Source organism: Mycobacteriales bacterium (assembly GCA_035995165.1).
Taxonomy (GTDB): domain Bacteria; phylum Actinomycetota; class Actinomycetes; order Mycobacteriales; family CADCTP01; genus CADCTP01.
The window spans coordinates 116221-139380 of the sequence record DASYKU010000048.1 but is presented as its reverse complement, the minus strand read 5'-3'; the positions used below and the strand labels follow the sequence as shown (position 1 = coordinate 139380).

The 23160-nt window shown below is 74.7% G+C and carries 23 protein-coding genes; 13 read left to right on the top strand and 10 right to left on the bottom strand.

Annotated elements, in window-relative coordinates:
• Positions 1–38 precede the first annotated feature (38 nt).
• Positions 39–1145 (bottom strand): toll/interleukin-1 receptor domain-containing protein, encoded by a 1107-nt coding sequence (locus VGP36_08245; GenBank protein ID HEV7654713.1) that lies wholly within the window; start codon positions 1143–1145, stop codon positions 39–41.
• A gap of 207 nt (positions 1146–1352) precedes the next feature.
• Here VGP36_08245 and VGP36_08240 point away from each other — a divergent pair, with 207 nt between their 5' ends.
• The gene (locus tag VGP36_08240) at positions 1353–2543 is read left to right on the top strand and encodes an isochorismate synthase (GenBank protein ID HEV7654712.1); all 1191 of its coding nucleotides are present in this window, start codon (positions 1353–1355) and stop codon (positions 2541–2543) included.
• Here VGP36_08240 and menD read toward each other — a convergent pair.
• Together menD and VGP36_08230 are read right to left on the bottom strand one after the other, a co-directional pair.
• Positions 2540–4192 carry a 2-succinyl-5-enolpyruvyl-6-hydroxy-3-cyclohexene-1-carboxylic-acid synthase gene (gene menD / locus VGP36_08235; GenBank protein HEV7654711.1) on the bottom strand — a complete coding sequence of 551 codons (1653 nt, stop codon included), beginning with the start codon at positions 4190–4192 and terminating at the stop codon, positions 2540–2542. The two genes, VGP36_08240 and menD, sit on opposite strands and share 4 nt — an antisense overlap.
• Positions 4189–5178 (bottom strand): o-succinylbenzoate synthase, encoded by a 990-nt coding sequence (locus VGP36_08230; GenBank protein HEV7654710.1) that lies wholly within the window; start codon positions 5176–5178, stop codon positions 4189–4191. The genes menD and VGP36_08230 overlap by 4 nt, the downstream gene beginning before the upstream one ends.
• Before the next feature lie 28 nt (positions 5179–5206).
• Here VGP36_08230 and VGP36_08225 point away from each other — a divergent pair, with 28 nt between their 5' ends.
• From VGP36_08225 to VGP36_08205, 5 genes are all read left to right on the top strand, one after another.
• The gene (locus VGP36_08225; GenBank protein HEV7654709.1) at positions 5207–6124 is read left to right on the top strand and encodes a 1,4-dihydroxy-2-naphthoyl-CoA synthase; all 918 of its coding nucleotides are present in this window, start codon (positions 5207–5209) and stop codon (positions 6122–6124) included.
• Positions 6124–7338 (top strand): AMP-binding protein, encoded by a 1215-nt coding sequence (locus VGP36_08220; GenBank protein HEV7654708.1) that lies wholly within the window; start codon positions 6124–6126, stop codon positions 7336–7338. Before VGP36_08225 ends, VGP36_08220 begins: the two co-directional genes overlap by 1 nt.
• On the top strand, positions 7335–8207 hold the full coding sequence (locus VGP36_08215) for a 1,4-dihydroxy-2-naphthoate polyprenyltransferase (protein ID HEV7654707.1): 873 nt from the start codon (positions 7335–7337) through the stop codon (positions 8205–8207). Before VGP36_08220 ends, VGP36_08215 begins: the two co-directional genes overlap by 4 nt.
• A 35-nt stretch (positions 8208–8242) precedes the next feature.
• Positions 8243–8422, top strand: coding sequence for a hypothetical protein (locus tag VGP36_08210; GenBank protein ID HEV7654706.1), 180 nt, complete (start codon positions 8243–8245; stop codon positions 8420–8422).
• 195 nt (positions 8423–8617) lie between these two features.
• Positions 8618–8806, top strand: coding sequence for a hypothetical protein (locus VGP36_08205; protein ID HEV7654705.1), 189 nt, complete (start codon positions 8618–8620; stop codon positions 8804–8806).
• 201 nt (positions 8807–9007) lie between these two features.
• Here the strand turns inward: VGP36_08205 and VGP36_08200 are convergent, their stop codons facing one another.
• Positions 9008–9385, bottom strand: a complete 378-nt coding sequence (locus tag VGP36_08200) for a hypothetical protein (protein ID HEV7654704.1) — start codon at positions 9383–9385, stop codon at positions 9008–9010.
• A gap of 74 nt (positions 9386–9459) precedes the next feature.
• On the bottom strand, positions 9460–10161 hold the full coding sequence (locus tag VGP36_08195; GenBank protein ID HEV7654703.1) for a hypothetical protein: 702 nt from the start codon (positions 10159–10161) through the stop codon (positions 9460–9462).
• Positions 10162–10273: 112 nt separating this feature from the next.
• On the opposite strand from VGP36_08195, the gene VGP36_08190 reads away from it, so the two are divergent.
• The 4 genes from VGP36_08190 to metE are packed head-to-tail and all read left to right on the top strand — an operon-like array spanning position 10274 to position 16872.
• The gene (locus tag VGP36_08190) at positions 10274–11821 is read left to right on the top strand and encodes an aldehyde dehydrogenase family protein (protein ID HEV7654702.1); all 1548 of its coding nucleotides are present in this window, start codon (positions 10274–10276) and stop codon (positions 11819–11821) included.
• The gene (locus VGP36_08185) at positions 11818–13170 is read left to right on the top strand and encodes an aminotransferase class III-fold pyridoxal phosphate-dependent enzyme (protein ID HEV7654701.1); all 1353 of its coding nucleotides are present in this window, start codon (positions 11818–11820) and stop codon (positions 13168–13170) included. The genes VGP36_08190 and VGP36_08185 overlap by 4 nt, the downstream gene beginning before the upstream one ends.
• On the top strand, positions 13167–14498 hold the full coding sequence (locus VGP36_08180) for an aminotransferase class III-fold pyridoxal phosphate-dependent enzyme (GenBank protein HEV7654700.1): 1332 nt from the start codon (positions 13167–13169) through the stop codon (positions 14496–14498). Before VGP36_08185 ends, VGP36_08180 begins: the two co-directional genes overlap by 4 nt.
• 49 nt (positions 14499–14547) lie before the next feature.
• On the top strand, positions 14548–16872 hold the full coding sequence (metE, locus tag VGP36_08175) for a 5-methyltetrahydropteroyltriglutamate--homocysteine S-methyltransferase (GenBank protein HEV7654699.1): 2325 nt from the start codon (positions 14548–14550) through the stop codon (positions 16870–16872).
• Between the two features lie 156 nt (positions 16873–17028).
• On the opposite strand, the gene VGP36_08170 is transcribed toward metE, so the two are convergent.
• Complete coding sequence (locus VGP36_08170) at positions 17029–18198, bottom strand: phytanoyl-CoA dioxygenase family protein (GenBank protein HEV7654698.1); 1170 nt, start codon at positions 18196–18198, stop codon at positions 17029–17031.
• A gap of 120 nt (positions 18199–18318) precedes the next feature.
• Between VGP36_08170 and VGP36_08165 the strand changes: the two genes are divergently transcribed.
• The gene (locus tag VGP36_08165; GenBank protein HEV7654697.1) at positions 18319–19317 is read left to right on the top strand and encodes a LacI family DNA-binding transcriptional regulator; all 999 of its coding nucleotides are present in this window, start codon (positions 18319–18321) and stop codon (positions 19315–19317) included.
• An 8-nt stretch (positions 19318–19325) separates the two neighbouring features.
• Here VGP36_08165 and VGP36_08160 read toward each other — a convergent pair whose 3' ends face one another.
• Positions 19326–19463, bottom strand: coding sequence for a hypothetical protein (locus tag VGP36_08160; protein HEV7654696.1), 138 nt, complete (start codon positions 19461–19463; stop codon positions 19326–19328).
• 34 nt (positions 19464–19497) lie between these two features.
• Here VGP36_08160 and VGP36_08155 point away from each other — a divergent pair, with 34 nt between their 5' ends.
• The gene (locus VGP36_08155; GenBank protein HEV7654695.1) at positions 19498–20520 is read left to right on the top strand and encodes a 1-aminocyclopropane-1-carboxylate deaminase; all 1023 of its coding nucleotides are present in this window, start codon (positions 19498–19500) and stop codon (positions 20518–20520) included.
• Here the strand turns inward: VGP36_08155 and VGP36_08150 are convergent.
• Genes VGP36_08150 through VGP36_08140 form a run of 3 tightly spaced genes read right to left on the bottom strand, consistent with a single transcriptional unit; the run spans position 20499 to position 22436 of the window.
• Positions 20499–21200: a haloacid dehalogenase type II gene (locus tag VGP36_08150; GenBank protein ID HEV7654694.1), complete on the bottom strand. Its 702-nt coding sequence runs from the start codon at positions 21198–21200 to the stop codon at positions 20499–20501. The genes VGP36_08155 and VGP36_08150 overlap by 22 nt on opposite strands.
• 10 nt (positions 21201–21210) lie before the next feature.
• On the bottom strand, positions 21211–21900 hold the full coding sequence (locus VGP36_08145; GenBank protein ID HEV7654693.1) for a Rieske (2Fe-2S) protein: 690 nt from the start codon (positions 21898–21900) through the stop codon (positions 21211–21213).
• Positions 21900–22436, bottom strand: coding sequence for an RNA polymerase sigma factor (locus VGP36_08140; protein HEV7654692.1), 537 nt, complete (start codon positions 22434–22436; stop codon positions 21900–21902). The genes VGP36_08145 and VGP36_08140 overlap by 1 nt, the downstream gene beginning before the upstream one ends.
• Before the next feature lie 208 nt (positions 22437–22644).
• On the opposite strand from VGP36_08140, the gene VGP36_08135 reads away from it, so the two are divergent.
• Complete coding sequence (locus VGP36_08135) at positions 22645–23100, top strand: hypothetical protein (GenBank protein HEV7654691.1); 456 nt, start codon at positions 22645–22647, stop codon at positions 23098–23100.
• The last annotated feature ends 60 nt before the right edge of the window (positions 23101–23160 follow it).

Below are 23160 nucleotides of genomic sequence, written 5' to 3'. Positions count from 1 at the left end.
TCGTGATCGGCGGGCTACTGCGAGTCGCCGAATTCGGCTCAGCAGTTGGCTTCGGTGGGGACGTCGTAGGTGGACAGCAGCGGGATCCCGCGATCGTCCCGGATGTTGCCCTCGGTGAATCCGTCCTGACCGGCTCTTTCCAATCCGTCCATCTCCGTCGCCTGGTGCGGGGTGAGGGCGGCCAGGTAGTAGCGGAAGGTCAGGCCGCCCGCGCAGTCGTAGCCGACTTTCTTGCCGGTGACCGACCAGCAGCCGGCGCTGTCCGGCTTGATCTGCCGTACGACGTGAATTTGGGACGACCCGTAGACCGGTGGCGCGCTGGAGTCGTGGGTGGTGGGATCGGCGGTGCCCAGGATCCACAGCACCTTGTCGCTGCCGACCCGACCCCGAATTCGTCCCGACATGTCGAGGTCGACCTCGCTGCCGCGCTGTTCGTGGACCGTGTAACTGGCCTCCACCAGGCCCGTGTCGGCGGCGCTGTCCGGGCCCGGCCTGACGACGGCATTGCTGGTCTGCCGATCGCAGGCAGCCGCACTCGGGCTGGGAGCGGCCGTGGTCCGGAGCGCTGCGCTCCCGGCGGGATCGTTTCCCCGGTTCGGCAGGATCACCGCGGCCACCACCGCCACGACGGCGACGAGAAGCGCGCCTGCCGCGAGCAGCGCTGGGGTGATCCGGCGGCGCCGCGGCGGGTCGGCGGCCGGTGCCGCGGGTCCGCCGACCTCGAGGCGCCGCGCGGTCAGCTCCGCCAGCCGGTCCGGCGTGTGGTCGTCCGCGCTCAGCCAGCCGATCGCGGGATTCAGCAGTTCCGGCGGGATCGTGACACCACCGACGACGACCGGCAGGAGGTAGGTCTGGCCTTTCCGCCGGAACCCCTCTTCGACCGCGGCGGCGAATTCGTCCTGCGGGTACGGCGTGGCCAGGTATTCCGCCGAGATGAACGGCATGACGAATCGCGCCGCCGATCCGCCGTAGACCTTCCTGAACTCGTAGATGAAGTTGCGGCCCCAGTAGGAGACGGTCATGTCGCGGTCGTAGAACACCCTCAGGCCGCGCCGCCGGCAGGCCTCGACGAATTTCTCCACGTACGCGCGCTGCGGTCCGGCGAAGGACACGGCCACGTCGTATTCGTAGGGATCGCTCACCACCGGCGGAGCTTAGTGGAAGCGATGACCGAAGACGTTTCCGTGATTTCCGAAGGGAATGAGGGGATCCGGACAGGAGAGGCGGCAACGGACCCCCGGTCGGGTGGGTGTGGCGAGGGTCGCGTGCCACCCGGCGTGCGCGCGGTCCGGCGCTATCTACGCTGAAGCGTGCCTTCCCGTTCCTCCGCGACCCTGGGTCCTGTCCGTACGGTGCCGATCGCCCGGCCCGGCGGGCTGCTGGACCTGCTGCCCGAGCAGGGCGGTCTGGCCTGGGTGACCGACGGGGAAGGCCTGGTCGGGTGGGGTACGGCGGCCCGGCTCGACCTCACCGGGCCGGACCCGTTCGGACAGGCCGACCGGTGGTGGCGGGAGCTGACCGCGGGGGTGCACGTCGTCGACGAGGTCGGGCTGCCGGGTTGCGGTCCGGTCGCGTTCGGGTCGTTCGCGTTCGACGCGGAGACCGGCCGGTCGACGCTGATCGTGCCCGAGACGGTGGTCGGGGTCCGGGACGGTGTCTGGTGGCTGACCACGATCGGCCCGGCCGCGGGTGTGCCGGAGCGCCGGGAGCCGCCGCGGGCCCCGGGTCCGCTCACGGCCGGGCACGGTTCGCGTACGGCCGAGGAGTGGACCGGGCTGGTCGCCGAGGCGATCCGGCGGATCGGGGCCGGCCAGGTGGAGAAGGTGGTGCTGGCCCGGGACGTCGTGGTCCGGGCCGGCGGGCCGGTCGACCCGCGCTGGCCGCTGGGCCGGCTGGCCGCGGGCTACCCGAGCTGCTGGACGTTCGCGGTGGACGGGCTGCTGGGTGCGACCCCGGAGATGCTGGTCCGGCTGGAAAAGGGCGCCGCGAGCTCGCGGGTGCTGGCCGGCACGCTGCGCCGGACCGGCGACCCGAACCGGGACCGCGGCAGCACGCTGTCCGGCTCGGTCAAGGACCGCGAGGAGCACGGGTACGGCGTGCGGTCGGTCGCCGACGCGCTGGCCCGGCACTGCCGGTCGGTCGCCGTGCCGGACCAGCCGTACGTGCTCGCGCTGCCCAACGTGATGCACCTGGCCACGGACGTGTCCGCGGTGGTGGCCGACGGCTCGACCTCGCTCGGCCTGCTCGCCTCGCTGCACCCGTCGGCGGCGGTCTGCGGGTCGCCGACGCCGGCGGCGCTGCAGGTGATCCGCGACATCGAAGGCCTGGACCGGGGCCGGTACGCCGGCCCCGTCGGCTGGATGAACGCCGACGGCGACGGCGAGTGGGGCATCGCGCTGCGTTGCGCCGAGATCGACCCGGCGGCCCCGGAGCGGCTGCGGCTGTTCGCCGGCTGCGGGATCGTGGCCGGCTCCAAGCCGGCCGAGGAGCTGGCCGAGAGCGAGGCCAAGCTCGTCCCCGTACGGGACGCGTTGCGGTCCTAGCCTGCGACCGCGGTGATCGCGGCGTCGAGCTCGGCGGCGGCGTGCCGGTCGGTGCGAACCTCGATCACCCGGATGCCCTGTGGTTCGGCCAGCGCCCCGCGTAGTTCGGTGCGGGACGTGACGCGCTGGTACGGCGTGCCGGTGGCGGCGCAGAGGGCGGCGAGGTCGACCCCGTGCGGGGTGCCGAAGACCCGCTCGAACGCCTCGGCGTACTCCGGGGCGCCCTGTTCCAGCACGCCGAAGATCGCCCCGCCGTCGTTGTTGACCACCACGACGGTGAGGTCGGGGCGGGGCTCGTCCGGGCCGATGACCAGGCCGTTCGCGTCGTGCAGGAAGGTCAGGTCGCCGAGCAGGGCGTACGCGGGGCCGTGGGCGAGGGCGGCGCCGACGGCGGTGGAGACGGTGCCGTCGATGCCGGCGGCGCCGCGGTTGGCCAGCACGGTGACGCCGGCCCGGGGGCCGGCCAGGAACAGGTCGCGGACCGGCTTGGACGAGCCGCAGACGACCAGGCCGCCGGGTGGGACGGCGTCCATCAGCTCGGCCGCCACCCCCGGCTCGGACAGGGCGTCGCCCAGCAGCGCGTCCACGGCCTTCCGGGCGGCGTCGGCGGCGTCCCGCCAGGCCGGCAACCAGCTCTCGTCCCGGTCCCCCGCCGGCGCGAGCGCACCCGATCCCGCCACGAGCGCGGTGGGGACGGCGGGCAGGACCCGGGCGGCGCGGCCGGACGGGTCGGTCCAGGTGGAGCCGGGGGAGACCACGTCCAGCGGCGCGGCCGCCAGCAGCCGGCCGACCGCGCGGCTGAGCGTCGGCCGGCCGACCGCGAGCACCCGGTCCGGCCGGTGCGCGGCCACGAACCCGCCCCGCAGCAGCAGGTCGCCGCCGGCCAGGACGTTCGGTCCGGCCGCGAGCCGCGCGCTCGGCTCGGCCACGACCGGCCAGCCGCGGGTCTCGGCCAGCGCCACCGCGGCCGCGCTCACCGCGGCCGGCGCGTCGCCGAGCACCAGGACCGTACGGGCCGGCAGGTCGTCGGCGACCGGAGCGGGTGCCGCCGGCGGCAGCACCTCGGTCCAGGGCCCGGCCCGCCCGGCCAGCGGCTCCGGCCAGTCGTCGTCCGGCGACGGGACCAGCGGCTCCCGCAGCGCCAGGTTGACGTGCACCGGCCCGGTCGCGGCGGCGGCCACCGCCCGGCACACCGCCGAGCGCCAGTACGCGTTCTGCCCGGCCCGGCTCTCGGGCGCGCCCAGCTCGGTGAACAGCCGGACCGCGGTGCCGAAGATGCCCGGCTGGTCGACGGTCTGGTTGGCGCCGACCCCCCGCAGCTCCGGCGGCCGGTCGGCGGTCAGCACGAGCAGCGGTACCCCGGCGTGCGCGGCCTCCAGCACCGCCGGGTGCAGGTTGGCGACCGCCGTCCCGGACGTGGTCACCACCGCGGCCGGGATCCCGGACGCCTTCGCCAGCCCGAGCGCGAGGAACCCGGCCGACCGCTCGTCGATCCGGACGTGCAGCCGCAGCCGACCGGCCGCATCGGCCGCGTGCAGCGCGAACGCCAGGGGAGCGGAGCGCGACCCGGGCGACAGCACCGCCTCGCGGACGCCGTTGCGGACCAGCTCGTCGACGAGCACGCGGGCCAACGCGGTCGACGGGTTCACGGGGCCGCCAGCAGGGCGTGGCAGCGGCGCAGCCGATCGGTCCACCACACCTGCCGGTCCGGCGCCGCGGCCAGCGCGTCCCGCCGGTCGGGATCGACCGGGCGGACGGGGAGGGCACCGTCGCGGGGGAGCAGCGGCGCGGTGGTGACGTCGGTCGCGAGGAGGCCGGCGGTGCCGAGACCGCAGGCGTACGGCAGGTCGGGCAGGGCGGCGGCCAGCGCGACGCCGGCGGCGATCCCGACCGAGGTGTCCAGCGCGCTGGACACCACCACCGGCAGCCCGCACGACCCGGCCACCGCCAGCGCGGCCCGGACCCCGCCCATCGGCGCGACCTTGAGCACGACCACGTCGGCCGCCCCGGCCAGCGCGACCCGCGCCGGGTCGGCGGCCTTGCGCACGCTCTCGTCCGCGGCGATCGGGACGGCGCCGGCCAGCTCCCGGCGCAGCGCCGCCAGCTCGGGCACGCTCGCGCAGGGCTGCTCGGCGTACTCCAGCCCGTACGGGGCGAGCGCGGTCAGGGCCACGACCGCCTGCGGGACCGACCAGGCCGCGTTCGCGTCCACCCGGATCCGCCCGTCCGGCCCGAGCGCCGCGCGGACCGCGGCCACCCGGGCCACGTCGTCGGCGAGCACCTGACCGGCCTGGGCGACCTTCACCTTCGCCGTCCTACAGCCGGGGAAGCGGGCCAGGACGGCGGGGACCGAGGCGGCCGGCACCGCGGGCACGGTCGCGTTCACCGGGACGGCCGACCGTCGTGGGGCCGGCCAGCCGGTCCAGGCCGCCTCGACCGCCGCCGCCAGCCAGCGGGCCGACTCCGCGTCGTCGTACTCGACGAACGGGGCGAACTCGCCCCACCCTGCCGGTCCCCGCAGCAGTACCGCCTCGCGCGCGTCGACGCCGCGGAACGGGACCGCCAGCGGCACCCGGACGACGTGCAGCCCGGCGCTCAGCTCCGCCCATCCGGGCAGGTCGGGCGGTCGCGGCACCGTTCCATCCTGCCCCTACCATCGGCGCATGCCGTCACCGGAGGTATCGGAGCTGTTCGACCCGGACAGCTGGCGTGCGGTCCCCGGGTTCACGCTGACCGACGTGACGTACCACCGGCAGGTCACCGCGTCCGGCGACGGGCCGGTGGTCCGGGTCGCGTTCGACCGCCCGGAGGTCCGCAACGCGTTCCGGCCGCACACGGTGGACGAGCTCTACCGGGTGCTCGACCACGCCCGGATGACCCCGGACGTCGGCTGCGTGCTGCTGACCGGCAACGGGCCGTCGCCGCGCGACGGCGGCTGGGCCTTCTGCTCCGGCGGCGACCAGCGCATCCGCGGCCGGTCCGGCTACCAGTACGCGGCCGACGGCGAGCGTCCCGACCCGGCCGCGGCCGGCCGGCTGCACATCCTCGAGGTGCAGCGGCTGATCCGGATGATGCCCAAGGTCGTCATCGCGGTCGTACCGGGCTGGGCCGCCGGCGGTGGGCACAGCCTGCACGCGGTCTGCGACCTCACGCTGGCCAGCGCCGAGCACGCCCGGTTCAAGCAGACCGACGCGGACGTGGGCAGCTTCGACGGCGGGTACGGCTCGGCGTACCTGGCCCGGCAGGTCGGGCAGAAGTTCGCCCGGGAGATCTTCTTCCTCGGCCGCACGTACGACGCCGCCGCGGCGCACCGGATGGGCATGGTCAACGAGGTCGTCCCGCACGCGTCGCTGGAGCAGGTGGCGCTGGAGTGGGGGCTGACGATCTGCGCCAAGAGCCCCACCGCCCAGCGGATGCTCAAGTACGCGTTCAACCTCGCCGACGACGGGCTGGTCGGGCAGCAGCTGTTCGCGGGTGAGGCGACGCGGCTGGCGTACATGACCGACGAGGCGGTCGAGGGGCGCGACGCCTTCCTGGAGAAGCGGCCGCCGGACTGGTCGCCGTTCCCGTACTACTACTGATGCGCACGATCCCCGCCCGGTACGGGCCGGAGCTGGTCGCCGCGCTCGTCGCCGCGCTCGACGGCACCGGCCCGGCGGTGCTGCCGTTGCCGTCCGGCGCCGAGGGTTCCCGGCTCCGTACGGTCCTGCGCCCGGATCTGCCGGTCGAGGTCGGGATCGCGCTGGTGGTGCCGACCTCGGGATCCACCGGCGATCCGAAGGGGGTGCTGCTGAGCGCGGCGGCACTGGAGGCGTCCGCGGCCGCGACCGAGCGCCGGCTCGGCGGGCCCGGGCGCTGGACCCTGGCCCTCCCGGTCACCCACATCGCCGGCCTCCAGGTCGTCCTGCGCGCGCTGCGCGCCGGCTCCCCGCCGGTACCCGTGAACCCCGGCCCGCCCGACTCTGCGCCGGGCCCCGCGCCCGACTCCGCGCCGGGCCCCGCGCCCGACTCTGCGCCGGGCCGCGCGCCCGACTCCGCGGCAGCGGCGGCCTCGGGGGGCGGCGCGGCGGGTTTTGTGGCGGCGACGGAAGCGCTCGGGGCCGGTCGGCGGTACACGTCGTTGGTGCCCACGCAGCTGCGGCGGCTGCTCGCGGCCGGGCCGGCGGCGCTGGACGCACTCCGCTCGTACGACGCCGTCCTGCTCGGGGGCGCCGCCCCGCCGGCCGCCCTGCTGACCGTCGCCCGCGAGGCCGGCGTCAACCTCGTCGTCACGTACGGGATGTCGGAGACCTGCGGCGGCTGCGTGTACGACGGCCTGCCCCTGGACGGCGTGACCGTCGACCTCGACGCCACCGACCGGATCCGGCTCGGCGGGCCGGTCCTGGCCCGCGGCTACCGGTTGCGTCCGGAGCTGACAGCACAAGCGTTCGCCGGCGGCCGGTTCATCACCGGCGACGTCGGCCGGCTGGACCTGGCCCGGCTGACCGTGCTCGGCCGCGCCGACGACGTGCTGGTGACCGGCGGCGAGAAGGTCGCGCCGGCCGCGGTGGAGGCGGCGCTGGCCGAGCATCCGGCGGTGGCGGAGGCGGCCGTGATCGGCGTGGCCGACGAGGAGTGGGGGCAGCGGGTGGTGGCAGTGGTGGTGCTGCGGGACGGGGCCGGGCTGACGCTGGAGGAGGCGCGGCGGCAGGTGGCCGAGCGGGTGTCCCGGGTGGCGGCGCCGCGGGAGCTGCGCGTGGTCGACGCGCTGCCGCTGCTCCCCTCGGGCAAGCTCGACCGGGTGGCGCTGCGGTGACGACGGTCGGGCAGTGGGTCCAGGGCGCGCGGCCGCGCACGCTGCCGGCCGCGCTCGCGCCGGTGCTCGCCGGGACCGGCGCCGCCGCCGCGGCCGGTGACGTCCGCCCCGGGCGGGCGCTGCTCGCGCTGGTCGTCGCGCTCGCCCTGCAGGTCGCGGTCAACTACGCGAACGACTACAGCGACGGCATCCGCGGCACCGACGCCCAGCGGGTCGGGCCGCTGCGGCTGGTCGGCTCGGGGGTGAGCACCCCGGCGGCGGTGAAGCGGGCCGCGGCGGTCGCGTTCGCGGTGGCGGCGGTCGCCGGTCTGGTGCTGGCCGCGCTCACCACCTGGGTGCTGATCGTGGTCGGCGCGGTCGCGATGCTGGCGGCCTGGTTCTACACCGGCGGCTCCCGGCCGTACGGGTACCGCGCGCTCGGCGAGATCTCGGTCTTCGTCTTCTTCGGCCTGGTCGCCACCGTCGGGACCGCGTACGTCCAGGTGGAGCGCGTCACCGGGGCCGCGGCCGCCGCCGGGATCGGCTGCGGGGCGCTGGCCTGCGCGCTGCTGGTGGCCAACAACCTGCGCGACATCCCCACCGACAGCGTCACCGGCAAGCGCACCCTCGCCGTCGTGCTGGGCGACCGCACCACCCGCACGCTCTACCTGACCCTCGTCGCGGTCCCGCTCGTGGTCGCGGTCGTGCTGGCGTTCACCGGCACGCCGTGGACGCTGCTGGCGCTGGCCGCCGCGGCGCTGGCGCTGCGACCGGCCCGGATCGTGGCCGGCGGCGCGGTGGGCCGCGACCTCGTCCCGGTCCTGCGCGACACCGGCCGCCTGCAGCTGGCGTACGCGGTCTTGCTGGCCATCGGCCTGGCGCTGGCCTGAGATTGTCCCGCACCGCCCTGGGTACGCCGTTGACCATGACCAACCCCCAGTCTGACCCGGGCGTCGCCGAACCGGCGAGCGAGCACGACCCCGAGCGGGCCGAGCAGTTCGCCGAGTCGGTGCCGGTCGACCCGACGCCGGAGGAGATCGACCGCTACGCCGAGCTGGCCGGCGCCGACGCCCCCCTCGCCGACCCCGCCGACCCCTCGGCCTGAGGTCAGCTCTTCAGCGGGTCGTGGCCCCAGTTCATCAGGGGAGTAGCGCCAGCGCGAGTGCTCGGCGTCCTCTTTGGACGGCTTCTGCTTCACGTGCCGGTGCACGTAGCCCTGATCCGCCGTGCCGGGCCCCTACCCGACGCGGGTCCGGGCACGCCTGGGTTTGGCCGGGAGATCCCCGGAGAGACCGGGGACATGACTGCATCGAACGACGCGGGGACGACGAAGCCGGCCGGCGACGGCGTCGACGACGAGGAGATGGTCCGGGAGGTCGCCGGCCAGACCTCGTCCGACCTGAAGGCCGACGACGTCTTCGAGCGGGAGTCCGACGGCGCCGCCGGCGACACCGAGGCGGCCAAGGCCGACCCCGAAGACCTTTCCTGACCACGGTCAAGTAAGAGGTCCACCCTCCCGACTTGAACGCGTACTACCTGCCCGTGCGGCGCGACCATCGCGAGCTGGTCCGCCCGCGGCTGCGGCCCGGCGCGAGCCTGACCGAAACCTGCGGATCGCGCTGCACGGCGGCGGCGAGGTGATGGCGCCGCGGAGACCCCACGCGGCCTGCTCCCGGTGGCCCTGGGCTGATCAGCTGCCGCAGATCGCGTACGCGGTGAAGCTCTGGATCTCGTTGGCCTGGTTCTTCACGTACACGGTCCAGCTGTTGACGCCGGTCGGGTAGGAGTCGGTGAGGACGAAGTTGCCGGCCGAGGAGTTCGACTCGCCGCCGCCCGTCGGCACCAGGCCGGCCGGGCAGGTCGCCGTCGACGAGCCGAACCCGAACGGGGGGAGCCGGAACGTGGGCCCGGCCACGATCCGGTACGCGCCGAGGTTGTTGGTGACCGCGGCGGCGGCGGGAGCGCCCTTCTTCGTGGCCGGGGCGACAGCGCTGTTCCCGGCGGAGGCGACCCCGGCGCCGGCCAGCGCGAGCACGACGGTGAGCAGGGCGAGGATGCGGAGCTTCATGCCGGCATCCGACCGGAGCGCCCTGAAGATCGGCCAAACGCCGCTGTCGGATCAGGACGGTCGAGTGTGGACGGTCAGCCGCCGAGGCTGCCGATCCCGCGGGCGATGACGAGGACCGAGGTGACCAGGGCGGCGGTGGCCTCGATGCCCATGAGCAGCTTGGCCCGGCTGCTCAGCGGCATCGTGTCGGTCGGGCTGAAGGCGCTGGAGTTGGTGAGGGAGACGTACAGGTAGTCGACGTAGGTGGGCACCCAGCCGCTGTACTGGCTGGAGCCGGCCCGGACCTCGACGGTGGTGTCCCGGTCCTCGTCCTGGGTGAAGCGGAAGTCCGCCCGGGGCAGGCTCTCCCGGCGGGCGTGCGTGCGCACGACCGGCCCGCCGCGGTCCAGTTCCCAGTACGCGAGGCCGAAGACGATGACGTTGGTGAGCCAGACCTGGCCGGCCGCCAGCAGCAGCTCGGGCCCGTTGTCGCCGGCCGGCTGGACCAGATCGCGGACCAGCTGGACCAGCGCGACCAGGTTCGTCGCGCCGACGAGGCACACCAGCAACAGCGACAGGCGCCGGGACCAGCGGGTCTCCCGGTCCATGCGGACCGGGTTCACGGCGACCAGGGCGCCGAGGAGCGCGAGCTCCAGCACCGGAATGACCAGTCGCGGTCCGAGGGTGAGCCCGTTGGGCAGCAACGCGTAGAGCGCGACGGCGACCAGGACGGCGATCGCCGCCGGCAGCCGGGCCTCGCCGCGCCGCTCCTGCTGCCTGATCCGCCTGTCCGCCACCGCCGGATCATGCCCCACGGCGCCGGCCGCACCCCCCTCGGTTGCCGGTGGGTCCAGGCGTGGCCTATACACGGAGCAGGCCGACGTCGTCCTAGGAACGGAGCTGTCCCGCATGGGCTCGCGCATTCGCGTCACGTACGCGACGTTGTCCGCTGACAACGAGGATCTGCACGCCGCGTTCGAGGAAGGTCTGCAGGTCGCCAGGTCGTGGCTCGGGGCGACGATCCCGACCCGGGTCGGGACCGAGGAGCGGACGGACGGCCCGACCTTCGACGTGACCAGCCCGGGCGACCTCTCGGTCCGGCTCTGCACCGCCCACGAGGCCACCACCGCGGACGTCGAGGACGCCGTCGCCGCCGCCAAGGCCTCGTCCTGGCCGCACACGCCCTGGACGGAACGGGTGGCGGTGCTGCGCCGCGCGGCCGACCTGATCAGCGACCGGTCGGCCGAGCTGGCCGCGCTGATGAGCATGGAGGTCGGCAAGAACCGGCTGGAGGCGCTCGGCGACGTCGAGGAGTCGGCGGTCTTCTTCCGGTACTACGGCGCCCAGGTCGAGGCCAACAACGGCTTCGACGTGCCGATGGAGCGGCTCTCGGACGCCGAGATCACCAGCAGCGTGCTCCGGCCGTACGGCGTGTGGGCCGTGATCGTGCCGTTCAACTACCCGATGGCGCTGGCCGCCGGCCCGACCGCGGCCGCCCTGGTGGCCGGCAACACCGTGCTGATCAAGCCGAGCCCGCAGGGCACGTTCAGCGCGGCCAAGCTGCACGAGTGCCTGCTCGAGGCGGGCGTGCCGGCCGACGCCGTGCACCTGCTGCCCGGCGGCGACGAGGTCGGCAAGGCGCTGGTGGCCCACCCCGGCGTGGACGGCCTGACCTTCACCGGCTCGTACGAGGTCGGCATGCAGATCGAGCGCAGCTTCAGCACCGACTTCCCCAAGCCGCTCGTCGCCGAGATGGGTGGCAAGAACCCGACCGTGGTGTCGCGGCACGCCGACGTGGCCGCGGCCGCCCTCGGGGTGGCCCGGTCCGCGTTCGGGCTGTCCGGACAGAAGTGCTCGGCCTGCTCCCGGGTGTACGTCGAGCGCCCGGTCCACGCCGAGTTCCTGGCCGCGCTGGCCGAGCAGGCCCAGGCGCTGGTGGTCGGCGACCCGACCGCGCGCGAGACGTACCTGGGCCCGGTGATCGACGCTGCGGCCGTGCAGCGCTTCACCGACGCGGTCGAGCACGCCCGCAACAACGGCCGGGTGGTGACCGGCGGCAAGGCCGCGGTGGGCGACGGTTACTACCTCCGCCCGACCGTCGTCGCGGACCTGCCCACCGACGACCGGCTGTTCACCGACGAGCTGTTCGTCCCGCTGGTGAGCGTGGCGGCGGTGGACTCGCTGGACGAGGCGATCGCGCTGGCGAACGGCTCGCACCTCGGCCTGACCGCGGGCTTCTTCTCGGCCGAGAACGCCGAGGTCGAGCAGTTCCTCGACGGCATCGAGGCCGGCGTGGTGTACGTCAACCGCCCGGCCGGGGCGACCACCGGCGCGTGGCCCGGGGTCCAGCCCTTCGGCGGCTGGAAGGGTTCCGGCAGCGCCGGCAAGGCCGGTGGCGGCCTCTACTACGTCCAGCAGTATCTCCGCGAGCAATCCCGAACGGTGGTGACGCAGTGACCTCGACCCTCCGGACTCCCGCGTGGTGGGACGCGACCCGCCCGGTCCCGGACCTGCGCACCGCGCTGCCCGGGCCGCTGGCCCGGCAGGTGCTCGCCGCCGACGCGGCCGTGACCAGCCCGTCGCTGCCGCGGGCGTACCCGCTGGTGCCGCAGCGGGGCTTCGGCGCCGCGCTGGAGGACGTCGACGGCAACCTGTTCCTCGACTTCAACGCCGGCATCGCGGTCAACTCGACCGGTCACGCGCACCCGCGGGTGGTGGCCGCGGTCCGGGAGCAGGCCGAGAACCTGCTGCACTACTCGGCCAGCGACTTCTACCTGCCGATCTACTCGCGGATGTGCGCGGCGCTGGCCGAGGTCGCGCCGATCTCCGGCCCGAAGCGGGCGTTCCTCACCAACTCCGGCGCCGAGGGCGTCGAGGGCGCGCTCAAGCTGGCCCGGTACGCGACGGGCCGCCCGTACGTGATCGCCTTCCACGGCGCCTTCCACGGTCGGACGTACGGCGCGGTCAGCCTGACCGCCTCGAAAGCCAAGTACCACAAGGGTTTCGGGCCGCTGCTCCCCGGCATCTACCACGCGCCGTACGCGTTCGCCCAGCGCGACCCGGAGACCGGCGAGCGCAGCCACGACCCGGAGCAGACCTTCGACTACCTGGAGAACGTGCTGTTCCGGCACCACGTCTCGCCGGACGAGGTGGCCGCGGTCTTCCTCGAGCCGATCCAGGGCGAGGGCGGCTACATCGTGCCGCCGGTCGAGTGGCTGGTCCGGCTGCGCGAGCTCTGCGACCGCCACGGGATCCTGCTGGTTGCCGACGAGGTCCAGTCCGGCATGGGCCGGACCGGCAAGATGTGGGCGATCGAGCACGCCGGGATCGAGCCGGACGTGCTGATCTCGGCCAAGGGCCTGGCCTCCGGCCTGCCGCTGGGCGCGTTCGTGGCCCGGGCGGAGCTGATGGAGTCCTGGGGCGCCGGCTCGCACGGCTCGACCTACGGCGGCAGCCCGGTGCCCTGCGCGGCCGGGCTGGCGACGCTGGAGACCATCCAGGAGGAGGGCCTGCTCGCGCACGCCACCGAGGTCGGCGACTTCCTGCTCGGCCGGCTGGCGGAGCTGCCGACCCGTTTCCCCGGGCTGGTCACCGACGTGCGCGGGATCGGGCTGATGATCGGCGTCGAGTTCCGGACCGCCGAGCAGGCCGAGGCCGCCCAGCAGGGCTCGTTCGAGAAGGGGCTGCTGGTCCTGGAGTGCGGCGAGACGACCGTCCGGATGTCGCCGCCGCTGGTGGTCAGCCTGGACCAGGCCAAGACCGCGCTGGACATCTTCGGCGCGGTGCTGGTCGAGACAGCGGGTTGAGCAGCCACGTTTTCGCGCGGTCGGCCCGTACCGACCTGCCGGTGGCGGTCCGCGGCGAGGGCGCCGAGGTGGTGGACGCCGCCGGCCGCCGCTACCTGGACGGCTCCGGCGGTGCCGTCGTGGTCGGGATCGGGCACGGCGTCGCCGAGGTCGCCGACGCGATCGCGGCCCAGGCCCGGCGGCTCGCGTACGTGCACGGCACCGCGTTCACCTCGGCCCCGGTCGAGGCGTACGCGGACGAGCTGGCCGCCGTGCTGCCGCTGGCCGACGCCCGGGTCTACCCGGTCTCGGGCGGCAGCGAGGCGGTCGAGACCGCGATGAAGATGGCCCGGGCCTATCACCTGGCCCGGGGGGAGGACCGGCACGTGCTGGTCTCCCGGCAGGGCTCGTACCACGGCAACACCCGGGCGGCGCTGGACGTGTCCGGTCGGGCCGGGCTGCGGGCGCCGTACCTGCCCTGGCTCGGCGCGGCGCGGCACACGAGCACCCCGTACGAGTACCGCTGCCCGTTCCCGGACACCCACCCGGTCGGCTGCGGCGCCCGGCACGCCGCCGAGCTGGAGCGCACGATCCTGGAAGCCGGCCCCGACCGGGTGGCCGCGTTCATCGCCGAGCCGGTGGCCGGGGCGGCGCTGGGCGCCTGCGTGCCCCCGGCGGACTACTGGCCGGCCGTGACGGAGGTCTGCCGGCGGTACGGGGTGCTGCTGATCGCGGACGAGGTGATGACCGGGTTCGGCCGGACCGGTCGCTGGTTCGCCTGCGAGCACTGGGACGTCCGGCCGGACCTCGTCGTCGGGGCCAAGGGCGCCTCGTCCGGCTACTGGCCGCTGGGTTTCGCGGCCAGCACCGGGGCCGTCCACGACACGATCGTGGCCGGCGGGTTCACGCACGGCTTCACCAACTCCCACCACCCGGTCGGGGCTGCCGCCGGGCTGGCGGTGCTGCGGGTGCTGCGGGAGCGCGACCTCATCGCCGCGGCCGAGGCCATGGGCGCCCACCTCGACGCGGTGCTGCGGGCCGAGCTGGCCGGCCACCCGGCCGTCGGTGACATCCGCGGGCTGGGCATGCTGCGCGGGGTCGAGCTCGTCGCCGACCGGGACACCCAGGCCCCGTTCCCGCGGGACCGGCGGATCACCGAGCAGGTCGTCGCCGCCTGCGCCGAGGAGGGCGCGCTGGTCTACTCCTCCACCGGCGGCGCGGACGGCCGCAACGGCGACCTGATCCTGCTCGGCCCGCCGCTGGTCATGTCCGCGGCCCAGGTGGACGAGCTCGCGGCCCGCTGCGGTCGCGCACTCTGGCGGGTGCTGCCGGACCGCGGCGTCGCCTAGCGTCGGTGAGCGGGTTCCTCCTCGTCCCGAACTCGCGGAGGAGAATCCCGTGACGACGACGCTCTACGGTTATCCCCGTCAAGGTGCCGACCGGCAGCTGAAGCAGGCGGTCGAGGCGTACTGGGCCGGGCGCGGCGACGCTCCGTACCTGCTGGCAGCCGCCCGAGACCTGCGCCGGGACCGGCTGGCCGAGCTGTCCGAGGCCGGGATCGGCGAGGTCCCGAGCAACGACTTCTCCCTCTACGACCACGTCCTGGACACCGCCTGGATGCTGGGCGCGATCCCGGAGCGGCACGTCGCCGCGGTGCCGGACGTGAGCACGGCGGCCGGCCGGCTGGACCGGTACTTCGCGATGGCCCGCGGGACCGCGGACGCCGCGCCGCTGGAGATGACCAAGTGGTTCGACACCAACTACCACTACCTCGTCCCCGAGCTCGGGCCCGACTCGCAGTTCGAGCTCGACGCGACCAAGCCGCTGACCGAGTTCACGGAGGCGCTCGAGGCCGGCGTCCGGACCCGCCCGGTGCTGGTCGGCCCGGTCACCTTCCTGCTGCTGAGCAAGGGCCCGGACGGCTTCGACCCGCTGATCCTGCTGGACCGGATCCTGCCCCTGTACGCCGAGGTGCTCACCCGGCTGGACGAGGCCGGCGCGGAGTGGGTCCAGCTCGACGAGCCCGCCCTGGTGACCGACCAGCCGGCGGCGGTGCTGGCGGCGGTGGACCGGACGTACCAGTCGCTGGCCGCGATGCCCGCCCGGCCGAAGATCCTGGTGGCGTCGTACTTCGACCAGCTCGGCGACGCGCTGCCGATCCTGGCCGGCACGCCGGTGGAGGGCCTGGCCATGGACTTCACCGGTCCGGCCGTGGCCAACCTGGACGCGCTCGCCGGGATCGGCGGGCTGCCCGGGCGCCGGCTCGTCGCGGGCGTCGTCGACGGCCGCAACGTCTGGCGGACCGACCTGACCCGGGCGCTCATCATGCTGAGCACGGTGGCCGACCTGGCCGGCACGGTCGACGCCGCGGCGTCCTGCTCGCTGCTGCACGTCCCGCTCGACGTCACGCTGGAGGAGGACCTCGACCCGCAGCCGGCCGGCTGGTTCGCGTTCGCCCGGCAGAAGCTCGACGAGCTGGTCCTGCTCGGTCGCGCCCGCACCGGCGGGCGGAACACGATCTCCGACGAGCTGCGGGACAACCTGGTCCTGCTGGCCGGCCGGGCCGGGTCCCCGATCGTCCGGGACGACGCCGTCCGGTCCCGGGTCGACGCCGTGGGCAGGGCGGACCTGCGCCGGCCGCACCCGTACCCGGCCCGGCGGGCGGCCCAGCAGGCGCGGTTGGACCTGCCCGTGCTGCCGACCACGACGATCGGCTCGTTCCCGCAGACCGACGACCTGCGGCGGGCCCGGGCCGCGCTGCGGTCCGGGAAGCTCAGCGGCGAGGACTACGACGCCGCCATGCGGGCCGAGATCGACGCCGTCCTCGACACCCAGACCGAGCTCGGCCTGGACGTGCTCGTGCACGGCGAGCCCGAGCGCAACGACATGGTCCAGTACTTCGCCGAGCAGCTGACCGGCTTCCTGGCCACCACCCACGGCTGGGTCCAGTCGTACGGGACCCGCTACGTCCGGCCGCCGATCATCGCCGGCGACGTCTCCCGCCCGGAACCGATGACCGTCCGCTGGGCCGAGTACGCCCAGTCGCGGACCAGCCGCCCGGTCAAGGGCATGCTCACCGGTCCGGTCACCATGCTGGCCTGGTCCTTCGTCCGCGACGACCAGCCGGCCGCGGACACCGCGGCCCAGGTCGCGCTCGCGCTGCGGGACGAGGTCATCGACCTCGAGGCGGCCGGCATCCCGGTGATCCAGGTCGACGAGCCCGCCCTGCGGGAGACCCTCCCGCTCCGGCAGGAGGACCACGCCGCCTACCTGGGCTGGGCCGTACGGGCGTTCCAGCTGAGCACCGCCGGGGCCCGGGACTACACCCAGATCCACACCCACATGTGCTACGCCGAGTTCGGCGACGTCCTGCAGGCGATCATCGACATGGACGCCGACGTGACCAGCCTGGAGGCGGCGCGGTCGGAGATGGCGGTCGTCGGCGACCTGGCCCGGGCCGGCTACCCCAACGAGGTCGGCCCCGGGGTCTGGGACATCCACTCGCCGCGGGTGCCGTCCACCGCCGAGATCGGCGACCGGCTGCGGGCCGCGATCGAGCAGCTGCCGGTCGGGCGGCTCTGGGTGAACCCGGACTGCGGGCTGAAGACCCGCGGGTACGACGAGGTCCGGGCCAGCCTGGCCAATCTCGTCGCCGCGACCGGCGAGATCCGCGCCGAGCTCGACGCCGGCGAACCCCCGGTCGAGGAACCCCAGGCCGCCTGACCCGGACCCGCGCCGGGCCGGACCCGATTTGGCCGGACCGCTCCGGCCGGACGGCGCCGTCGGACCGCGCCGTCGGACCGCGCCGTCGGACCGCTCCGGCCGGACCCGCGCCGGCCGGGACCCGCGCCGGGGCCCGGCCCGGGCCCGGCAGGCGGGTCAGGTGTGGCGGCGTTCGGCCTGGGCGTGCAGCGCCTTGCGGAACGCGTCCGGAGCCCACAGCTCGTCGACGGCCTGCCAGACCAGCTCGGCCTGGGTCTGCGGGACCAGACCGCCGACCGGCTGGTCCCGGTCGAGGTTGGTCGGGAACGCGTACCCCTCGGCGGAGGCGGCGACGACGTTGCGCAGGCTCCGCTCGGCGGCGCCCTCCCGGCGGCGCCGCGCCAGCGTCTCGAACAGCGCCTCGCACAGGGCGGTCCGGTCCACGGTCTCCATCGCGCGGCCGAAGGCCGAGGACACCTGCAGCAGGTTCGCCATCCGCCGTACGCCGGTGGAGTGGTTGGTGCCGGCCCCGTGGAACAGCGCGGGGTCGAAGAACGCGGCGTCGCCCTTGGCCAGCGGCAGCTGGACGAAGTGGGCGTCGAAGTACTCGGTGAACTCGGGCCGGTGGAAGGCGAGGTAGCCGGGCCCGTACTTCTGCGAGTGCGGCAGGTACATCGTCGGGCCGGTCTCGACCGGCATGTCGCAGTGCGCGACCGCGCCCTGCAGCGTCAGCCGCGGGGACAGCCGGTGGATCGCGGCCGGGTAGGCCTCGCTCTGCGCCGCCGACATGAAGCCGAGGTGGTAGTCGCGGTGCGCGACCTGGGCCCGGCCACCGGGGTTGACGACGTTGACCTGCGAGGTGACCTGGTAGTTCGGACCCAGCCAGGCCTCGCTGACCAGGGCGATGACGTCGTTGCCGTAGTAGTCCGCGAAGAGCTCGGGCGCGCGCAGGCCGAACTTGTCCAGCGCGCCCCAGATCCGGTCGTTGGCGCCGGGCCGGGCGAAGTGGTCGCCGCCGAGGACGCCGCGCGCGTTCTGGTCCTCGATCATCGCGGTGAACGAGTCGGTGGCACGGTCCACAATGGACAGATCGGCGAACGCCCCGGCGAACACGACGATCCCGGGGCCGTCACTGAGCGCGCGGGACAGCTCGTCCTGCAGCGCGCGGCGCTCGGCCGGGGCGCCGCAGCGCTCCGCGAGCCCGGGGCCGTAGACGAGGACGTTGCGCTCGACCGCCTCGGCATGCGGGTAGTCGGCGAGGTCGGTCGGCTGCTCGACGAGCGCCCGGAAGTCCTCGAGGCGGCAGTCGGCCGCACCGAACCAGCCCGCGCCGGTGAGAGTGGTCATCGAACGTCCTCCGGAGGTCGGGTCGCCGTCCACCCGACGGTACGACGGCCAGAGCCATCAGCACAGGCTTGGCAAGCCATCAAAAACCCCTCAGCATGAGGCGGTGCCGCACCCGTTCGGATCAGGGAGATCGCCGAGCAGTCCGGGCTGAGTGAGGCGACCGTGGACCGGGTCCTGAACCGCCGCGGCATGGTCCGCCCGAGCACGGCCGAGCAGGTGACGCAGGCGATCGCGGACCTGCAGCGCCAGCGGTCCCAGCTGCAGCTCGGCGGGCGGACGTTCATGGTGGACGTCGTCGTCCAGGCCCCGGAGCGGTTCTCCGGCGCCGTCCGGGCGGCGCTGGAGGAGGAGCTGCCGTCCCTGCGGCCGGCGGTGATCCGCTCGCGGTTCCACCTGCGGGAGTCCGGCGACCCGGCCGAGCTGATCGCGGTGCTGGACCGGATCGCGGACCGCCGCTCGCACGGGGTGATCCTCAAGGCCCCGGACCTACCGGGGGTGGCCGCGGCCGCGGCCCGGCTGTCCCGCGCGGGCGTCCCGGTGGTCACGCTGGTCACCGACCTCCCCGGCAGCGAGCGGGTCGCGTACGTCGGGATGGACAACCGCGCGGCCGGCGCGACCGCGGCGTACCTGCTCGGCCGGTGGGTCGGCCGGGAGCCCGGCAGCGTCCTGGTCTCGGTCAGCAGCGCGTACTTCCGGGGCGAGGAGGAGCGGGAGACCGGCTTCCGCGGCGCGATGCGGGAGCTGTATCCGGGCCGCGCGCTGGTCGACATCGCCGAGACCGACGGCCTCGACGACGCCCTCCGCATCCGGGTCGGGGCGGCGCTGGCGAGCCACCCGGACATCGTCGCGGTCTACTCGATCGGCGGCGGCAACGTCGCCACGGTCGAGGCGTTCGAGGCGGCCGGACGGCACTGTGCCGCGTTCGTCGGCCACGACCTCGACCCGGACAACCGCCGGCTGCTGCGGGACGGAAGGATCTCCGCGGTCCTGCACCACGACCTGCGCCAGGACATGCGGCGGGCCTGTCAGATCATCATGCAGGCCCACCGCGCCCTGCCTGGGCCGCTCCGGACGGCACCCTCGCCGGTCCAGATCATCACCCCGTTCAACGTGCCCTAGGGCGACGGTCAGGCGATGGTGGCGAAGCCGCCGACGTCGCGAACAGTGGGGCCGTTCTCCCGCGGGTCGTCGTCGGACGGCCGCCCGTCGGCGGTGACCATGACGGCGCGCCGGGTCGTGGCCAGGGCGCCATGATCGGCGACCACCTCGCACCGACAACGGGATCAGTACTGTGGCGGAGTGTCGATCGAGGCGTTCGCGCGGCAGCCGTTGTTGTTCGGGCCGTCGCCGGTGCACCGGCTGGAGCGGCTGACCGCGCACCTGGGCGGCGGCGCGCAGGTCTGGGCCAAGCGGGAGGACTGCAACTCCGGCATCGCCTTCGGCGGCAACAAGACCCGCAAGCTGGAGTACCTGGTCGCCGACGCGCTGGCCAAGGGCTGCGACACGCTGGTCTCGATCGGCGGGGTCCAGTCCAACCACACCCGGCAGGTCGCGGCCGTCGCCGCCAGCGTGGGCCTGCGCTGCGTGCTGGTCCAGGAATCCTGGGTGGACTGGCCGGACGCCGTCTACGACAAGGTCGGCAACATCCTGCTCAGCCGTCTCGCCGGCGCCGACGTACGGCTGGTGCGGGCCGGGTTCGGCATCGGCTTCAAGGAGAGCTGGGAGCAGGCGCTGCGGGAGGTCGGGGAGCGCGGCGGCACGCCGTACGCGATCCCGGCCGGGGCGTCCGACCACGAGCTCGGCGGGCTCGGCTTCGCCCGCTGGGCGTACGAGGTGGCCGAGCAGGAGCGGGCGCTCGGCGTCTTCTTCGACACGATCATCGTGTGCTCGGTGACCGGGAGCACCCAGGCCGGGATGGTGGCCGGGTTCGCCGCCCTGGAGCAGGCCGGCGCCCGCCCGCGCCGGGTCCTCGGCATCGACGCGTCTGCCAAGCCGGACGAGACCCGGGACCAGGTCGACCGCATCGCCCGCCGTACGGCCCGGCTGATCGGGGTCGAGGGCGAGCTGGCCGCCGACGCCGTCGAGCTGGACGCCCGCTACCACGCCGGTGTCTACGGCATCCCGGACGAGCAGACCCTCGACGCGATGCGCCTGGCGGCGAGGACCGACGGCATGATCACCGACCCGGTGTACGAGGGGAAGTCGATGGCCGGGCTGATCGACCTGGTCACCCGCGGCGAGATCGCCCGCGACTCGACCGTGCTGTACGCACACCTCGGCGGCCAGCCGGCGCTCAACGGCTACAGCGCGCTGTTCAGCTGAGCCGCGAGATCGACCAGATCGTTCGCGACGACGTCCCAGTCCGCGTCCGCGGTCAGGTCGGTGGTCTGGCCCGGACCGTGTTCCGCGGCGCGAGGGAGGAAGCCGGTGGCCAGGCCGGCCGCGCGGGCGGCGGCCAGGTCGTTGTTGTGCGCGGCGACCAGCATCACCGCCGACGGCGGCAGGTCCAGGACGGCGGCCGCCCGCGCGTAGGCGTCCGGGTGCGGCTTGTACTGCCCCAGCAGGTCGGAGCCCACGACCACGTCCCAGGGCAGCCCGGCATGCCGGGCCATCCGGACGAGCAGGGCGGTGTCGCCGTTGGACAGCGGCCCGATCAGGTGGCGCTGCTTGAGCAGCCGGAGCCCGTCGACGCTGTCCGGCCAGGCCGGCAGCCGCTCCCAGGCGCGGTTGAGGTGCTCGGTCCCGGCCGCGGGGAGATCCCAGCCGAACTCGGCCAGGGTGGCGGTGAGGTTCTCCCGGTGCAGGTCGGTGAGCCGGACGAACGGCCGGCGACCGGACCGTACGGGCTCCATCGACGGCTGGTACTTCGCGCGCCAGGCGTCGGCGAAGGCCGCCGGGTCGACCGGTCCGGCCAGCTCGGAGACGGCCGTGGCGATCCCGGACCGCCAGTCGACCACCGTGCCGAACGTGTCGAACAGGACCGCCTGCGGGGTGGGGCTCACCCGGTCATTGTCAGGTCGGCGTCGGCGGTGCGTACACCTGGATGCTGCCGTCGACCTCGCGGACGGGCAGCCGGGGGAGCACGGCCGGCGGGGTGCGCAGCTGGGACCGGACCACGGTGCCGGCCAGCGCGAAGACCGTCCGGTGGCAGGGGCAGGCGAGCTCGCGGGCGGCGGGTTCCAGGGCCAACCGGCAGCCCTGGTGGGTGCAGACGCCGGACACGGCCCGAAGCCTGCCGCCGGTCCGTTCCACGAAGCCGACCAGGGTGCCGACGTCGAAGGCGTGCACGCCGCCCTCGGGCAGCTCCGCGCTGGCGACGACCGGCCGCCAGACCCCGGTGTTCGGCATCAGCGTGCCGGTGTCCTCGGGCGCGGCCGCCGGCGCGACGCCCGCGGGGCCGATCAGCAGGTGGTCGACCACGCCGCCGACCGCGACCCCCGCGGCCGCGATCCCCGCGGCCTGGACGAACCGGCGCCGGGTCGGGTGCGCAGCCTCGACCGGCTCCGCCTCCAGCTGGGCCGCCAGCCGCTGCTGCAGACCCGCGGTGAACTCCTCGCCGGGTCCCTCGTCGCCCGCCGGCCCGGCCGCCCGCAGCGCGATCGCCGCGCGGAGCTCCGCCGCCTGGTCCTCGTCGCGGACCCGGAACCGTCGCGGCCGCCGATCCCCGAGCAGGTCCTCGACGAACCTGCGCACGCCGCCCATCACCGGACCCCCGCCTTCGCCGCGGCGCGCAGGGCGCGGTGCTGGAGCACCTTCGCGTTTCCCACGGTGACCCCCATGACGTCGGCGACATCCTGCACCGAGCGGCCCTCCAGGAACCGCAGCCGAAGGATCGTCCCGTACCGGTCCGGCAGCGCGTCCAGGAGGGCGTCGGCCCGGGCCGTCTGGTCCACCTCCGGCGGCGCGTCGCTGAACACCGTCTCCACCCGCTCGTCGTCGAGGGTGGTGACCTGCACGCCGAGCGTCCGGCGCCAGTGCGCGGCCAGCACCGTACGGGCGGTCGCCAGGAGATAGGCGCGCACCTCGCCCACGCTGGCCGAGACCCGCAGCGGGCGCAGCGCGGTGAGGAACACCTCGGCGGTGAGATCCTCCGCGTCCGGCCGGTTGCCGACCTTGCCGTACATCACCCGGAAGAGCCGGTCGACGTTGTCCCGGTAGATCTCCTCCCAGCCCGAGTACGCCTCACCCGAGACGACTCGCAGCCGGGGGACCGACCCACCCTGGTCCGTCGCACCCACCTCATCAACAGACCGGCGTGCGATCCGCACCTGACGCCTCCGCCTTCACCGCCCACGGCAGCGTCCGCCCGCGCGCGACGCCCTCATCATCAACCAATAGGGCCCCGGGTTACACGGCCGGGTGCTGTAACCCACCGCGCTATCTCCTGACGTCACACCCGGCCGCCATCGCAGCCGGCCGGGATTTCGTACCGAATGGAGAAAGCTCGTGAAGCTCACTTGGTCCTCGGCGGCCGCGGTCACCGCGACGGCAGCGGTGGCGCTCAGCATGCTGGCGGCGCCGGCCGCGTTCGCCTCGGGCGGCAAGGGCGGCGGTGGCGGCGGCAACGGCGGCGGCCGCAAGCTCGGCCCCGCGGTCTCCACCAGCGGCACCGGCTCGCTCGGCAGCGGCTGGACGCTGAAGTCCGCGCACGACGACGACGGCCCCGGCCCGGTCGTGGGCGAGGAGTTCGAGATCAACACGCCCACCGGGCACGTCTGGACGGTCACCCTGGCCGACAACGGCGCGCCCTTCTTCACCCAGGACGTGACGGCCACCGCGACCGGGGTGCGGGCGATGAGCAAGGCCGCCGACACGGGCATCGAGCAGTTCATGAGCGTGCACGCGGTCGACGAGGCCACCGGTGAGGTCATCGACGGCGTGGTCGACCTGCCGGCGCTCTGATCCAGCTCCACCGACGACGGGCGGCGGTCACCGGGGCGACCGCCGCCCGTCCCCGTCCCG

Excerpts from the sequence above, each read along its gene's own strand:
- VGP36_08145 (HEV7654693.1), bottom strand. The coding sequence starts at position 21,900 with ATGGGCGGCGTGCGCAGGTTCGTCGAGGACCTGCTCGGGGATCGGCGG.
- VGP36_08210 (HEV7654706.1), top strand. The coding sequence starts at position 8,243 with ATGACCAACCCCCAGTCTGACCCGGGCGTCGCCGAACCGGCGAGCGAG.
- VGP36_08220 (HEV7654708.1), top strand. The coding sequence starts at position 6,124 with ATGCGCACGATCCCCGCCCGGTACGGGCCGGAGCTGGTCGCCGCGCTC.
- VGP36_08225 (HEV7654709.1), top strand. The coding sequence starts at position 5,207 with ATGCCGTCACCGGAGGTATCGGAGCTGTTCGACCCGGACAGCTGGCGT.
- VGP36_08200 (HEV7654704.1), bottom strand. The coding sequence starts at position 9,385 with ATGAAGCTCCGCATCCTCGCCCTGCTCACCGTCGTGCTCGCGCTGGCC.
- VGP36_08190 (HEV7654702.1), top strand. The coding sequence starts at position 10,274 with ATGGGCTCGCGCATTCGCGTCACGTACGCGACGTTGTCCGCTGACAAC.
- VGP36_08170 (HEV7654698.1), bottom strand. The coding sequence starts at position 18,198 with ATGACCACTCTCACCGGCGCGGGCTGGTTCGGTGCGGCCGACTGCCGC.
- VGP36_08205 (HEV7654705.1), top strand. The coding sequence starts at position 8,618 with ATGACTGCATCGAACGACGCGGGGACGACGAAGCCGGCCGGCGACGGC.